The sequence below is a fragment of the Streptomyces sp. NBC_00075 genome (genome assembly GCF_045041225.1).
Classification (GTDB): Bacteria; Actinomycetota; Actinomycetes; order Streptomycetales; family Streptomycetaceae; genus Streptomyces; species Streptomyces adonidis.
Window position 1 is genome coordinate 4,989,396 of record NZ_CP108243.1, and the last position, 13,161, is coordinate 5,002,556.

At 69.1% G+C, this 13,161-nt stretch carries 11 protein-coding genes; 7 read left to right on the top strand and 4 right to left on the bottom strand.

Annotated elements, in window-relative coordinates:
• Positions 1-239: 239 nt before the first annotated feature.
• Together OG787_RS21625 and OG787_RS21630 are read right to left on the bottom strand one after the other, a co-directional pair.
• On the bottom strand, positions 240-593 hold the full coding sequence (locus tag OG787_RS21625; RefSeq protein ID WP_369035341.1) for a hypothetical protein: 354 nt from the start codon (positions 591-593) through the stop codon (positions 240-242).
• Positions 594-596: 3 nt separating this feature from the next.
• A complete protein-coding gene (locus OG787_RS21630; protein ID WP_369035340.1) occupies positions 597-779 on the bottom strand; it encodes a hypothetical protein in 183 nt (60 codons plus the stop codon).
• Positions 780-917: 138 nt separating this feature from the next.
• On the opposite strand from OG787_RS21630, the gene OG787_RS21635 reads away from it, so the two are divergent.
• Together OG787_RS21635 and OG787_RS21640 are read left to right on the top strand one after the other, a co-directional pair.
• Positions 918-1,895, top strand: a complete 978-nt coding sequence (locus OG787_RS21635) for a helix-turn-helix transcriptional regulator (protein ID WP_369035339.1) — start codon at positions 918-920, stop codon at positions 1,893-1,895.
• Between the two features lie 15 nt (positions 1,896-1,910).
• Positions 1,911-2,966, top strand: coding sequence for a helix-turn-helix transcriptional regulator (locus OG787_RS21640; protein ID WP_405536084.1), 1,056 nt, complete (start codon positions 1,911-1,913; stop codon positions 2,964-2,966).
• Here the strand turns inward: OG787_RS21640 and OG787_RS21645 are convergent.
• Positions 2,866-3,975 carry a LuxR C-terminal-related transcriptional regulator gene (locus tag OG787_RS21645; RefSeq protein WP_369035337.1) on the bottom strand — a complete coding sequence of 370 codons (1,110 nt, stop codon included), beginning with the start codon at positions 3,973-3,975 and terminating at the stop codon, positions 2,866-2,868. The genes OG787_RS21640 and OG787_RS21645 overlap by 101 nt on opposite strands.
• A 403-nt stretch (positions 3,976-4,378) precedes the next feature.
• Between OG787_RS21645 and OG787_RS21650 the strand changes: the two genes are divergently transcribed.
• Genes OG787_RS21650 through OG787_RS21660 form a run of 3 tightly spaced genes read left to right on the top strand, consistent with a single transcriptional unit; the run spans position 4,379 to position 7,730 of the window.
• Complete coding sequence (locus tag OG787_RS21650) at positions 4,379-5,923, top strand: circularly permuted type 2 ATP-grasp protein (RefSeq protein WP_369035336.1); 1,545 nt, start codon at positions 4,379-4,381, stop codon at positions 5,921-5,923.
• Positions 5,920-6,861, top strand: coding sequence for an alpha-E domain-containing protein (locus tag OG787_RS21655; RefSeq protein WP_405536085.1), 942 nt, complete (start codon positions 5,920-5,922; stop codon positions 6,859-6,861). The genes OG787_RS21650 and OG787_RS21655 overlap by 4 nt, the downstream gene beginning before the upstream one ends.
• Positions 6,862-6,887: 26 nt before the next feature.
• On the top strand, positions 6,888-7,730 hold the full coding sequence (locus tag OG787_RS21660; RefSeq protein ID WP_369035358.1) for a transglutaminase domain-containing protein: 843 nt from the start codon (positions 6,888-6,890) through the stop codon (positions 7,728-7,730).
• An 88-nt stretch (positions 7,731-7,818) separates the two neighbouring features.
• Here the strand turns inward: OG787_RS21660 and OG787_RS21665 are convergent, their stop codons facing one another.
• Entirely contained in the window at positions 7,819-8,928 is a 1,110-nt protein-coding gene (locus OG787_RS21665; protein ID WP_369035334.1) for a sugar ABC transporter substrate-binding protein, read from the bottom strand.
• 478 nt (positions 8,929-9,406) lie between these two features.
• On the opposite strand from OG787_RS21665, the gene OG787_RS21670 reads away from it, so the two are divergent.
• Positions 9,407-11,437 carry a PA14 domain-containing protein gene (locus OG787_RS21670; protein WP_405536086.1) on the top strand — a complete coding sequence of 677 codons (2,031 nt, stop codon included), beginning with the start codon at positions 9,407-9,409 and terminating at the stop codon, positions 11,435-11,437.
• Positions 11,438-11,444: 7 nt separating this feature from the next.
• Complete coding sequence (locus tag OG787_RS21675) at positions 11,445-13,154, top strand: PA14 domain-containing protein (protein ID WP_405536087.1); 1,710 nt, start codon at positions 11,445-11,447, stop codon at positions 13,152-13,154.
• The last annotated feature ends 7 nt before the right edge of the window (positions 13,155-13,161 follow it).

Sequence of the window (13,161 nt, forward strand, 5' to 3'; positions counted from 1 at the left end):
GGGGGCGGACAGACCGAAAAGCCGCCCATCCTCAATGACGGATGGACGGCCGAGAACACCGGGCGGGAGACGCGGGAACGATCACTTTCAGCCAAGCGAGCGCTTGCCATACCCGGGGCGGGATGCCGCTAAACCCGGATATTTCCCGTAAAACTGCAGCGGCGTCACCGTGTTCAGGTCACGGTGACGCCGCTGCGGGGGGAAGCACCTGAGCGATCTACTGCGACGGGGGAATCGCGTCAGGCACTGCGGGGGGTGGCTGAGATGGTCTGTACGTCCTGGATATCGGGGATATCCGGGATGTCGGGGTGGTCCAGCCGGTGGTCGCGCTGATCCAGGTTCACAAAGATCATTCCGTACCGGATGGCACACCGTACGGGCTGCGGCGCCCCCCGAGGCCGCCGCAGACACCGGTACGCCCGTACGTCCTCGTCGTCGTCCCGCGTCACGACAACCGGCTCTCCGAACACGGTCACCATCAGCGAGTCACCGCTGTGGGGGATGGCGGTGACCAAGTCGATGAAGTGCCAGCCGGAGCGGTAGGCCGTGGCCATTTCGCGACGGAACGAGCGATCGTCGGGTGGAGTTGTCATCGGTCAGCCCCAGCTGCTGTCGGCCGGGAAGGCCGACGCGTCGCCGACAATGTCGTCGGCCACATACTGGACGCCATCCGCCCCGCGTGCGTCGCTGCTCACACCGGAGAGGCCGGCCAGTGCGCCGAAGGCCACAACGGCGGAGAAGGCGGCGACAAGCACCGAGCGAAGCAATCTGTTACGCATAGTCGGCTTCGTCCTCACTTGAAGGTCCCCTTCTTCCCCCGTCGGATACGACGATGGCTCATTCAGGCACGTCATGGCCACACAATCGATGCATCATGTTCCTGCATGTTCAGGACCCTGGGGGGTGGAGATTTGGTGATGGAACGGACTAATGCGACACATCCCCACACGGTGACGGACCTGTGCGAGGAGGGCAGCCGTCTCTACGCGCTTGCTCTCCGTGCGGGGCGCATATCCCGCACGGAGGTGGAACCCGCACCGTGTCTGATGGAATTCGCCCTGCTTCACCCGGATCCCGACGACCCGAACTGGCTCCGTCCCCTCCCCCCGTCGGTCGCCCTCGCGCAACGGCTCAACCCCATCGAGCGGGAGATCACCGAGCGCAGACAGCTGTCGATCGAACTGGCCGATTCTTTCGAGCCGTTCATGGCTCTCACCGCTCAGGCGACCTCCCCCACGCACTCGATCACTGTGCTGGAAGGCCTCGATCGGATCAACGCTGCACTCGACCAGGCCACGACCGAGTGCCAGTCCGAGATGCTCACGGTGCAGCCGAGCGGTCGACGTCTCGAGCACACCCTGGCCCAAGCACTGGAGCGCGACAGGCCCCTGATCGAGCGCGGTGTGACGATCCGGACCCTGTACCAGCACACGGCCCGCTACAGCCCGGAGACGCTCGCCTACGTGGACCAGTTCACGGACGGCAAGGTGGAGTACCGCACCATCGACGAACTCGTCGAGCGGCTCATCATCTGCGACGAGACCGTGGCCTTCATACCCACCCGGGACGACCGGCAGGTCGCCCTGGAGCTGAGGCACCCCGGCCTCGTCCGCTACCTGGTCAAGGTGTTCGAGTTCATGTGGGGCAGGGCGGTGCCGCTCAACGCCGGCGCCCCCTACGAAACCGCCCCGGACGGCCTCACGGAGATCCAGCACTCCATAGCCAAGCTGCTCATAGAAGGCCACGTGGACGAGGCCATCGCCCGTCGGCTCGGGATGAACGTCCGCACCTGCCGCGCCCACATAGCCAAGCTCGCCACCGCCCTGGGCAGTGGCAGCCGCGCCCAGCTGGGCTATCTCATCGCGCAGTCCGGGCTCCTGGACCAGGAACGCTGAGGAGAGAACCGCCCAGTGACCCCGTCCACCCATCGCGAGCACAGCGGGGACGACCTGTGCGAAGCGGCTTCGGCGCTCTACGCGCGCGCCCTGCGCGAGGGTCACGTACGGGCCGCCGACACCGTCGACGCCCCCTGTCTGGTCGACCTGGGGCTGCTGGAACCGACCGTCGACGACCTGGACCGGCTGGAGCCCGTAGCCCCTCCGGTCGCCCTGCACCGGCTGCTGCGCGGCGCGGCGGAGCGCATCGCGGCCGAGCGACGGCGCGAGGAACGGCTCGCGGAGCTGTTCGCACCGCTGCTGCGCGTCGAGACACCGGCCGTACGGACGGACACCCCGACGATCAGCGTTCTGCTGGGCAACGAGCGGATCAACCAGGCCATCACCGAGGCCACCGCCACCGCTTCCCGGGAACTCCTCTGCATCCAGCCGAACAGCGACTACGGCAGGGTCAGCGCGCGCGTGCACGCCATCGCCATGGCACGCGACCAGGCCGTGCTCGACCGGGGCTCCCGTATCCGCACCCTCTACCAGGCCACGGCACGCCACCAGCCGTCCTTCTTCGACCGGTACGACAAGCTGCGCGGGGACTCGGAGGCGCGCTTCCTCGACGAGGTCACCGACCGGATGATCATCGTGGACCGGACCGTCGCCTTCGTGCCCGACCGGACGGGCCCGCCGGACTCCGCCGTCGCCCTCGAGGTCCGCCACCCCGCCCTCGTGGCGTTCTTCGTGACCGCCTTCGAGCGACTGTGGCAGCTGGCCACGCCGATGCGTCCGCAGGACGTCGGGGATCCGTCCTTCCACGGCATCACGCCCCGCCAGCGAGCCATCGCCGCCCTCCTCGTCGAAGGCCACACCGACGCCGTCATCGCCACCCGCCTGGGCATGAACGTGCGTACGGCCCGCGTCCACATCGCCAAGCTCGCCGCCACCCTCGGCAGCGACAGCCGTGCCCAACTCGGCTACCTCATCGGGCAGTCGGGGATTCTGGAGCCGGAGTCGGGGCCGGAGCGGCCTCAGGGCAGGCCGCAGCGGGCTCCGGAGGGGGCATCGGCGCCGGAAGGCTGACCGCGCCGCCCTCCGGGTCCGCCGGGCCCCTCGGCCCGTCCAGCCCCGTCTGTGCGATCCGCACCCCCAGCTGTGTCCGGCTCGCCGCCCCCAGCGTCTCCGAGAGCCGGGCGATGTGCGCCCGGCAGGTCCGTACGCTGATGCCCAGCCGTTCCGCGACCACCGCGTCCTGGTGGCCCTCGGCGAGGAGCGCGGCGATCGAGCGTTCGCGGTGCGAGATGCCCTCGATGCCGGTGTCGGGGAGCGGGGCCGTGAGCGGGACCGCGAAGCGCCAGAGCCGCTCGAAGACCGTCACCAGGTACTGCACCAGCGCCGGGTGCCGGATCTCCAGCGCGACCGTCCGCTCGGCGTTCGCCGGGATGAAGGCCACCGTGCGGTCGAAGAGGATCAGCCGCTCGATCACCTCGTCGAGCGTGCGGGCCTGGACCGTGTCGCCCATCAATTCGAGGTAGTTGAGCAGGCCCTGGCCGTGCCGGGCCACATGGTTGTAGAGGTCCCGCATCCGTACTCCGCGCCTGCGGAGCTCGAGTGCCCGGTGCAGGCCCTCCGAGAGTTCGTACTCACGGCGGATGCCGCCGGGCTGCACGGTCAGCACCTCGGTCGTGCACGCGTCCGTCGCCTCGTCCATCGCGGCCTGGATCCGGGCGAGGCCGTCCAGGACGCGCAGGGCGGTGCCCTCGCCCGCGCCCGGGGACTGGATCTGCCCGCCCAAGGCCGCGTACCACTCGAAGGCCGCCACCGCCGAGCCCACGCGCCGCTGGCTCACACTGACCTCGTCGTAGACACCGCGCAACAGCCGGGTCATGACCTCCTGCGGGGAGGTCGGCACCAGCCAGGCCATGTCGTCGGGGTCGGGGTGCAGCAGGGCGAGTTCGAGCAGGCACGGCACCGACTCCGCGTCGAGGCGCCGCACACGGCCCCGCCGTACGGCCCGGGAATACACGCGATCCCCGGCCTCGCACAGTCGGTCAGCACCGTGTGGATGCTCGTCCGTCCCGTGCCCGGCCATCGCCCATCCCACCCCTGAGTCCAGCCCTGTTTGCAGCGCAACTATGCGCGGCCCGGACGTGGTCCGCAACACGGCTCCGCCCGTCACGCGCCCCCGATCCCCCTACTATGTCCGACTTTCGCCCCTCCTCCGCCCGTGTCCCTGCAACAAGCTGACGGTGGTGGGGCGTTGTCCGTGAGGGCATTGTGGAAGGCGCTTCCCATGGACGTGACGGGGGCGCCTTCGGGCGCACGGGGGGACGTCCGAAGCCGCCCCGGCAGGGTGCCCCCATCCGGCCGGGGCATCAGGCTGCCCAGAACCGCGCGCGGCAAACCCGGGAGAAAGCGCGTACCACACCATTCGCGCAAACTGCCGGAAACCACTCAGAGATCGTCCCGTTACGTCCCGCCCCTACCGTCAGGCCATGGCGGACATATTTGACGCATACGCGTTGGCCGATGCGTGGGACGAGATGTTTGTGCGGCCGGGTGAGGTCAGGACCGCCTATGAGCCGGTACTGGCGGCGCTCCAGCCCATCGAACCGACCGAACTGCGCTTCCGCGCCGACCAGATGGCCCGGGCCTTCACCGACCGCGGGGTGACCTACGCCTTCGCGGGCGAGGAGAGACCCTGGCCGCTGGACCTCGTGCCGAGGATCCTGGACGCGCTGGAGTGGGACCTCATCCAGCGCGGGGTCGCCCAGCGGGTGCGGGCCCTGGAGGCCTATCTCGCGGACGCCTACGGGCCCTGCCGGGCCTTCGAGGACGGGGTCGTGCCCTGGCGGCTGCTGCTCGGCTCGGACCACTTCCACCGGGCCGCCCATGGCATCGAGCCACCGGGCGGGGTCCGCATCCATGTCGCCGGCATCGACCTCGTCCGCGACGAGGCCGGCGACTTCCGGGTGCTCGAGGACAACGTCCGGGTGCCGTCCGGGGTGTCGTACGTCATCGAGAACCGGCGGGCGATGACCCGCATCTTCCCGTCCCTCTTCGCCGAGCAGCACGTCGTACCCGTCGACGGTTACGCGCAGCGCCTGCTGGCCGCCCTGCGCGCCGCCGCGCCCGACGGTGCCGCCGATCCGCGGGTGGTCGTCCTGACCCCGGGTCCGAACAACGCCGCCTACTTCGAACACGCCCTGCTGGCCCGGCTGATGGGCGTGCAGCTGGTCGAGGGACACGATCTGGTGTGCCGCAACAACCGGGTGTGGATGCGGACCACGCGCGGTGAGGTACCCGTCCATGTCGTATACCGACGGCTGGACGACGACTTCCTCGACCCGCTCCATTTCCGGCCCGATTCGGTGATCGGCTGCCCGGGCATCCTGAGCGCCGCCCAGGCGGGCACGGTGACCCTCGCGAACGCGGTCGGCAACGGCATCGCCGACGACAAGCTCCTGTACACGTACGTACCCGATCTGATCCGGTACTACCTCTCTGAGGAACCGATTCTTCCGAATGTCGAGTCGTTCCGGCCGGACGAGCCGGGGCAGTTGGAGGCGGTCCTCGACCAGATCGACCAGCTGGTCATCAAGCCCGTCGACGGCGCCGGCGGCCAGGGCATCGTCATCGGGCCGAAAGCCGACCGGGAGACCCTGGAGCAGTGCCGGGCGGCCGTCGCCGCCGATCCCCGGGGCTGGATCGCGCAGCGCCCGGTCGCGCTCTCCACCTCCCCCACCCTGGCCGGCGAGCGGATGGCGCCGCGCCACATCGACCTGCGCCCGTTCGCCGTGAACGACGGCAGCGACATCTGGGTCCTGCCGGGCGGGCTGACGCGCGTCGCGCTCCAGGAGGGCAACCTCATCGTCAACTCCAGCCAGGGCGGCGGCTCCAAGGACACCTGGGTGCTCGCCGAGGGCCCCACCGAGAGCCCGGACCCCGAACCGGCCGGCGCCCTCCCCGAGGTCGCCCCGCGCCAGCACGGACCCGACGGCAACCTCACCCTCGTACAGGAAGGGGCGCAGCAGCAGTGAACGACGTGATCCTCTCCCGGATAGCCGAGGCCCTGACCTGGACGGGCCGTTACGTGGAGCGGGCCGACGCGACGGGCCGCATCCTGGACGCCTATCTGCACCGCCTGTTGGAGGACCCTTGGCGCGACGAGGACGCGGCCTGCCGCTCCCTGTACGCCATCCTCGGCGTCGACGCGGGCGGCCAACCCGTGGACATGCAGCAGGTGTTGGACCAGCTCGCCTTCGACGCGCGGTCCACGTGCTCGATCGAGGGTGCGTTGGGCGCGGCGCGGCTGAATGCGCGCAGCGCCCGTGAGGCCGTCTCCTCCGAGATGTGGGAGTGCCTCAACTCCACCTGGCACGCTCTCGCCGACCAGCGGCTCGCGGCCCGACGCACGGGCCCGTACGCCTACTTGGAGCTGGTACGGCGTCGCGCGGCCCTCTTCTTCGGGCTCGCGGACTCCACCATGAGCCGGGACGACAGCTGGCGTTTCGTGGTGCTCGGGCGGAGCCTTGAGCGGGTGGACATGACCGTACGGCTGTTGTCGGTACGGGTGTTGGACGCCGCGCATGCCCCGGACTGGCCGACGCTGCTGAGCGCGAGCGGCGCGGACGAGGCGTACGCGCGGGTGTACGGCGGTTTCGGCGACACCCCGAGAGTGGCCGAATTCCTGCTCCTGGACCGGGACTTCCCGCGTTCGGCGCTGCACGCCCTCACCACCGCCGAGGAGTGCCTCGCGGCCCTTGGCCGTCCGCGCCAGGATCCGGCCCGCCGCCCGATCGGACGGCTGCGGACCAGACTCGAGTATCTGGACTCGCAGGCCATGGAAGACCAACTCCCCTCCCTCCTCCGGGACTTGCAGACCGCCTGCATGGCCTCGGCGGAGGCGGTGGCGGAGCGGTTCTTCCCGTACCAGGGGCCCGTGGAGTGGGCCCAGGAAGGAGCGCGAGCAGTATGACGAGCATCATGTCGACGAGCGCGCCGATGACCCGCCGGCTCCGTATCCGGCATGTCACCCGGGTCGCGTACGCGCAGGCCGCGGTCTCCTCGCACAACGAGGTCCGGATGACCCCCCTGACGCTCCCCGGCCAGACGACGCTGGACGCCCGGGTCACCGTGAACCCGACGACGCCGACCTGGTCGTACTGGGACTACTGGGGCACACAGGTCACCGGTTTCGACCTGATGGACCCGCACGCCGACCTCACGATCACCGCCCAGAGCCTGGTCGAGACGGCCCCGCCGGGCCCCCTGGACCCCGCGCCGAGCTGGGCCGAGGTGGCCGAACGGACCGCGAACTCCCGCCTGTTGGAGTACGCGACGACGACCACGCGTACGACTGTGCCGTCCGAGCTGGTCGAGCGGGCGCGGGAGGTGGCGGCGGGCCTCGACCCGCACGGGACGGCGACCGCGGTGTCGGCGCTGGTCGCGGACCGGGTGTCGTACCTGCCCGGCACGACGGGCGTGAACACGTCGGCGGCGGAGGCGTGGGAGCAGGGCGCGGGCGTCTGCCAGGACATCGCCCACGTCACGATCGCGCTGCTGCGGGGCATCGGCCTGCCCACCCGCTATGTCTCCGGCTACCTCCACCCGGAGCGGGAGGCGGAGCTGCACCGGCCGGTGGAGGGCCAGTCGCACGCCTGGGTCGAGTACTGGGCGGGCGACTGGTGCGGCTACGACCCGACGAACCGGACACGCGCCGACGAGTCGCACGTGGTGGTGGGCCGGGGGCGCGACTACGACGACGTGACGCCGCACAAGGGTGTGTACCGGGGTGTGGCCGGGGGGCCGCCGGATGTGACGGTGGAGTTCACGCGGGTGGCGTGAAGCGTGAGGCGGGCGGGGCTCTGTGGCCCTGTGACCCTGGGGCAGTTCATTGCCCCAGGGTGCGCCCTGCTTCAGGCCTGGGGTGCGCCTACTTCAGGCCGATGGCCTCGCACTCGTCCTCGTACTTGGCCGTGCAGATGTCGGACACCTTGTAGATGCCGTCCTCGATGACCGTGGTCTTGATGTTGAGCTTCGTCAGGGCGACGACGCTCACGAGCTGGGACGGCACGTCCTTCGTGGTCGGGCTGTCGACCTTGTCCCGGGTGAGGGCGTCGAACTGGATGTCGCGGCCCTGGATGCGGGCGACGGCCATCTCGGCCGCCGTCTCGGCCTCCTGCGGGTACGACTTGTAGACGCTCATGTACTGCTCGCCGGAGAGGATCCGCTGTACGGCGGCCAGTTCGGCGTCCTGCCCGGTGATCGGCGGCAGCTTGGTGACGCCGGCGGCCTCCAGGGCCTCGATGATGCCGCCCGCCATGCCGTCGTTGGCGGAGTAGACGCCGGCGATGTTGTCCTTGCCGATGGAGGCGATCGCCCTCGTCATGTTCGACTTGGCGTTCTCGGGCTTCCAGTCCTTGGTGTCGAAGGACTGGGCGATCGTCACCTTGCCCTCCAGCTCGGAGAGGGCGCCCTCCTTGAACTGGGCGGCGTTCGGGTCGGTCACCGACCCGTTCATCATGACGATCTTCGTGGCGGGTTCGACGTCACCGCCGAGGGCCTCCAGGAGGGAACGTCCCTGCACCTCGCCGACGAGTTCGTTGTCGAAGGAGATGTACGCGTCGATGGGGCCCTCGGCCAGCCTGTCGTACGCGATGACGGGAATCCCCGCGTCCTTGGCCTTCTTGACGTCGCCCGCGATGGCGTGCGCGTCCACGGCGTCGAGGAGCAGGACGTCGACCTTGTCGTCGATCATCTTCTGGAGCTGCTGGGCCTGCTTGGCGGCGTCCGCCCCGGCGTTGGCGTAGTCGACCCGGCCCTGGCCGTTGGTGAGCGACGCGACCTTGTTCTTGATGATCGGGTAGTCGAACTTGTCGTACCGAGTGTTCTCGGTCTCCGGGAGCAGCAGCCCCACGGTGATGTCGTTGCCCTTGGTCGGGGTCGCCTCGGTGGTCTCCCCGCCGGCGTCGAGTACTCCGCAGCCCGCGGCGAGGGAGACCATCGCCGTGGAGGCGGCCACGGCTATGGAAATACGACGCATACGGGGTGTTCTGGGCATTCGGGCGCTCACTTCAGGCGTTTCGGGACGAGGACGCAGCAGTGCGACCCATGTGGCTGAAAGCCAACGTTGGCGAGCCCCCGCACGTCAAGCGGAACTACTTAACGAGATGGCAACATCACGCTCCGCTGTGCTGTGGAGAGGCAGAGAATGTCTGCGCATACCGCCACCGCAGACCCTCCACCAAGAGTCCCGTACGCCCCGGTGGATTCCTCACGAGTCGTGATGATTGACGGCTCAATCACGCCGCCCCCGACTCGGACACGACGGATGCGAAGATCCGAATGATCTCGGCCAGACGTGCGACGACCGCACCGAGTCCCACCGAGTCCCGCCGTGCCCTACCGACTCAGATTTCAAAATCAGTCACAACATCCATACAACCAATCCACATCCTCACGAGTCCTGATCGTCAACGGCCCATTTCTCGCCGTTGACGATCAGGACTCGAAGGACCGCATTGAACCCAGCCAGACGCACGACGCAGGCAGCCACCACCGCCCTCGTGCTCGCCACCGCCGGCGCGCTTCTCAGCACCGCAGCCCCGGCCGCCTCCGCCGCGACGACGTGTACCTCTCCCGTCTACAAACGGCAGTTCTTCGCGAACACCGCCTTCTCCGGCACACCGAAGCGGACGGACTGCGACGCGGCGATCGACTCGAACTGGGGCGCGAAGGCCCCGGCAACCGGTCTCCCGAAGGACAACTTCGGCGTGCGCTGGACGGTGACCCGCGACTTCGGCTCCGGCGGGCCGTTCACCTTCACGGCCGCCGCGCAGGACGGCATCCGCGTCTACCTCGACGGCAAGATCAAGGTCAACGTCTGGAAGAACGTGACGTCGACGGCGAAGAAGACCGTCAACCTCACCATCCCGTCCGGCAAGCACACCCTGCGCATCGACTACGCGTCCTGGACGGGCAACGCGAACGTCAACTTCGCCTACACACCCCGGACTTCCGCGAGCGTCGACAAGGTCAAGCCGCTCGCGCCGACCGGTGCCGACATCAACTTCCTGCCCCAGACCACCCACCCCGTGGGCATCGTGAGCTGGGCGCCGAACAAGGAGATGGATCTCGCCGGTTACCGCGTCTACCGGCGGATCGAGGGCTCCAGCAGCTGGACCGAGGCGGGCACCACCACCGGCCTGCGGTTCACGACCAACCAGCGCTCCACGGGAGACGACTACTACTACGAGGTCCGCGCCTACGACAGGGCGGGCAACGAGTCCGCGGGCAGTGCCGACCAGGGGCCCGTTCCGACGTACGACATGACTCCGCCGACCCGTCCGGTCGTCACCGCCGAGGGCGTCGAGGCAGCCAACAACCTCTCCTGGGCGGCATCCGAGGGCGCGAAGACCTACCGGGTCTTCCGGCAGGCGGAGGACGAGCACTTGTTCACCGAGATCGCCGAAACCACGGCGACCAGCTACTCCGACACCTCGGCGAGGTACGGCAATCCGTACGAGTACAAGGTCGTCGCGGCCGACGCGGCCGGCAACACCGCCGCATCCGCCGTTGTCAGCAGCACGCGGAGCATCACGCCGCCTCTGAACGTGACGGCCACCACGCCCAGTTGGGGTGTGGTGATCACCTGGACCGAGCCCCCGGGCAGCAGCACCGCCGGCTACTCCGTGTACCGCTCGCGGACGTCCCCGGTCGTCCCCGACAGCGACACGCTGGTCGACTGCCGCGACCGCAAGGTCAGTACCGACGCCGCCGGGAACACGATCCGCCGGTGCACCGACTACGACGCGGACCGGGGCGTCGCCCATCACTACGTCCTGAACCGCGTGAACACCGAAGGCCGCCGCTCCGTCGAGTCCTCGGAGATCACAGCCACCCGCCCCGGGGACGAGAAGGCGCCGCCGCCCGTGACCAACCTGACCGCCGATCCCCTGGAGTACGGCGTCGAGCTGGACTGGGACGACAGCACGGCGACGGACCTGGATCACTACGAGGTCTGGGAGTACCGGTCCGGCTACTCGCCCGACTTCCTGGACGAGGTGCCTGCCGGCACCTCGGAGTTCGTCGTCGGCCCGGAGGCGGCGAACGGCGAGGAGAAGACCTACTTCGTCGTCCCGGCCGACATCTGGGGCAACTACGCCCAGCCGACAGGCTCGTACTGGGACAGTCCCGTCACCTCGGTCACCGTCACCGAACTCGACCTCAGGCCGACGACCCTCCCCGAGGACACCGCCCCCTGCTCCGTGCTCACCTACACGGCCCTCGGCTATGCGGGCGGCATGTACATCGAGTGCGCCGACTCGGTGGCCACGGAGGCCGCCGGCATCAACGTGTACCGCTGGGACCGCGCGACAAGCACCTACGTCCGGGTGACGGACATCCCGCTGGCACCCACCGCCACCAGCTACACGGACCGCACCATGCCCGCCGGCACAACCGTGTACTACCTGCTCTCGGTCGTCGCTCCCGACGGCTCGGAGACCTTCAGCAACGTGGACTCCAGCGTGTCCCTGCCGAGCGGAGCGTGACCTCCCGATGAAGACCACTCTGGAGGCAGTGACCGTGGTGCTGGCCATCACGGCCGGTGTCCTCACCACCGTCGCCGCTCCCGCCGCCTCGGCTGCGGGGACCTGCAACTCTCCTTCCTTCAAGCGCCAGTTCTTCGCCAACACCGCCTTCTCCGGCACCCCGAAGAGGACGGACTGCGATGCCGCCGTCGCCGAGAACTGGGGAGCCAAGTCCCCCGCCCCCGGCCTCCCGAAGGACAACTTCTCCGTCCGCTGGACCGTGACCCGGGATTTCGGCTCCGGCGGGCCGTTCGCCCTCCCCGTCGCCGCGCAGGACGGGGTACGCGTCTACCTCGACGGCAAGCGCAAGGTCGACGTGTGGAAGAACGTCTCGGCAACCGTGCGGAAGACCGTCAACCTCACCATCCCGTCCGGCAAGCACACCCTGCGCATCGACTACGTGGCCTGGACGGGCAACGCGAACGTCAACTTCGCGTACGCGCCCAGGACTTCGGCGAGCGTCGACAAGGTCAAGCCGCTCATCCCCGCGGCGCCCTCCGTCGCGTACGACAAGACGACGGGCAAGGCGAAGCTCACCTGGGCGAAGAACAAGGAGATGGACCTCGCGGGGTACAAGGTCTACCGCCGCCTGAACGGCGCGTCGTTCGGCAGCACGCCCCTCACGACGACCACCGCCACCACCTACACGGACTCCTCGATCCCGAACACCGGTGAGACGTACGCCTACGAGGTCCGCGCCCACGACAAGACCGGCAACCAGTCCGCCGGCACCGCCGATCTGACCGTGGCGACGGTCGACAAGACCCCCTTGGCCACGCCCAAGGGCCTGATCGTCACCTCGATGTACAAGGGGCTACAGCTCGACTGGAACGGGGTCCCGGGAGCGACGTCCTACCACGTGTACCGGGCGGCGAGCGAGAACGGCACGTACACCCAGGTGGGCAGCACGGACCAGCTCCTCTACCTGGACACCTCGGCCGCCGACCGCGTCACCTACTACTACCGGGTGACGAGTCTCGACGCGGCGGGCAACGAGTCCGCCCGTTCCACAGCCACCTCCGGCGAGCGCGAGGACCTCACCCCGCCGCCCGCTGTCACCGGCCTCAAGGCCACCCCGACCGAGTACGGCTTCCACTTGAGCTGGGACGCGAACCCGGCCCCCGACCTCTACCGGTACGTCGTCTACGCCGGGGAACTCCTGGGCGACGAGGAGGAGCAGGTCTGCTACGTCCACGAGGTGGAGTGGCTGGGCCCCGACACCACATCGTACGCGTACACCACCGGCCCGGACGGCGAGGAGCGGTGCCTCTTCGTCGATGCCGTCGATACGAGCTGGAACTCCCACTACAAGTGGACGCGTTCGCCCAACATCGTGATCGCCACCGAGCTGGACACCACACCGAACGTGCCGACCCCCGAGGGCTCGCCGCTGAGCCTCTCGGTACGGAAGGAGGCGGGTGTCGAGGGAATCGAGCTGACGTGGGGCGGCCTGGACGGTAACTCCCCGCTGCATGCGGGCGGTTACCGCATCTACCGCTGGAACCCGGCCACGGCCGCGTACGAGAAGATCTCCGACCTGCAAGCTGAAGCCCGCCAGTACCTCGACACGAGCACCAAGCCCGGCACCGCGTCCTACTACTGGGTGACCGCCGTGGCAGCGGACGGCACCGAGTCCCTCCCGGCGGGCGACTGGACGGTCACCGCACCCGTGAACTGACGGCGCA

Bases quoted from the DNA above. Each gene is read 5' to 3' on its own strand.
- OG787_RS21625 (WP_369035341.1), bottom strand. From the start codon at position 593: ATGACAACTCCACCCGACGATCGCTCGTTCCGTCGCGAAATGGCCACG.
- OG787_RS21630 (WP_369035340.1), bottom strand. From the start codon at position 779: ATGCGTAACAGATTGCTTCGCTCGGTGCTTGTCGCCGCCTTCTCCGCC.
- OG787_RS21635 (WP_369035339.1), top strand. From the start codon at position 918: ATGGAACGGACTAATGCGACACATCCCCACACGGTGACGGACCTGTGC.
- OG787_RS21645 (WP_369035337.1), bottom strand. From the start codon at position 3,975: ATGGCCGGGCACGGGACGGACGAGCATCCACACGGTGCTGACCGACTG.
- OG787_RS21650 (WP_369035336.1), top strand. From the start codon at position 4,379: ATGGCGGACATATTTGACGCATACGCGTTGGCCGATGCGTGGGACGAG.
- OG787_RS21660 (WP_369035358.1), top strand. From the start codon at position 6,888: ATGACCCGCCGGCTCCGTATCCGGCATGTCACCCGGGTCGCGTACGCG.
- OG787_RS21665 (WP_369035334.1), bottom strand. From the start codon at position 8,928: ATGCGTCGTATTTCCATAGCCGTGGCCGCCTCCACGGCGATGGTCTCC.
- OG787_RS21675 (WP_405536087.1), top strand. From the start codon at position 11,445: ATGAAGACCACTCTGGAGGCAGTGACCGTGGTGCTGGCCATCACGGCC.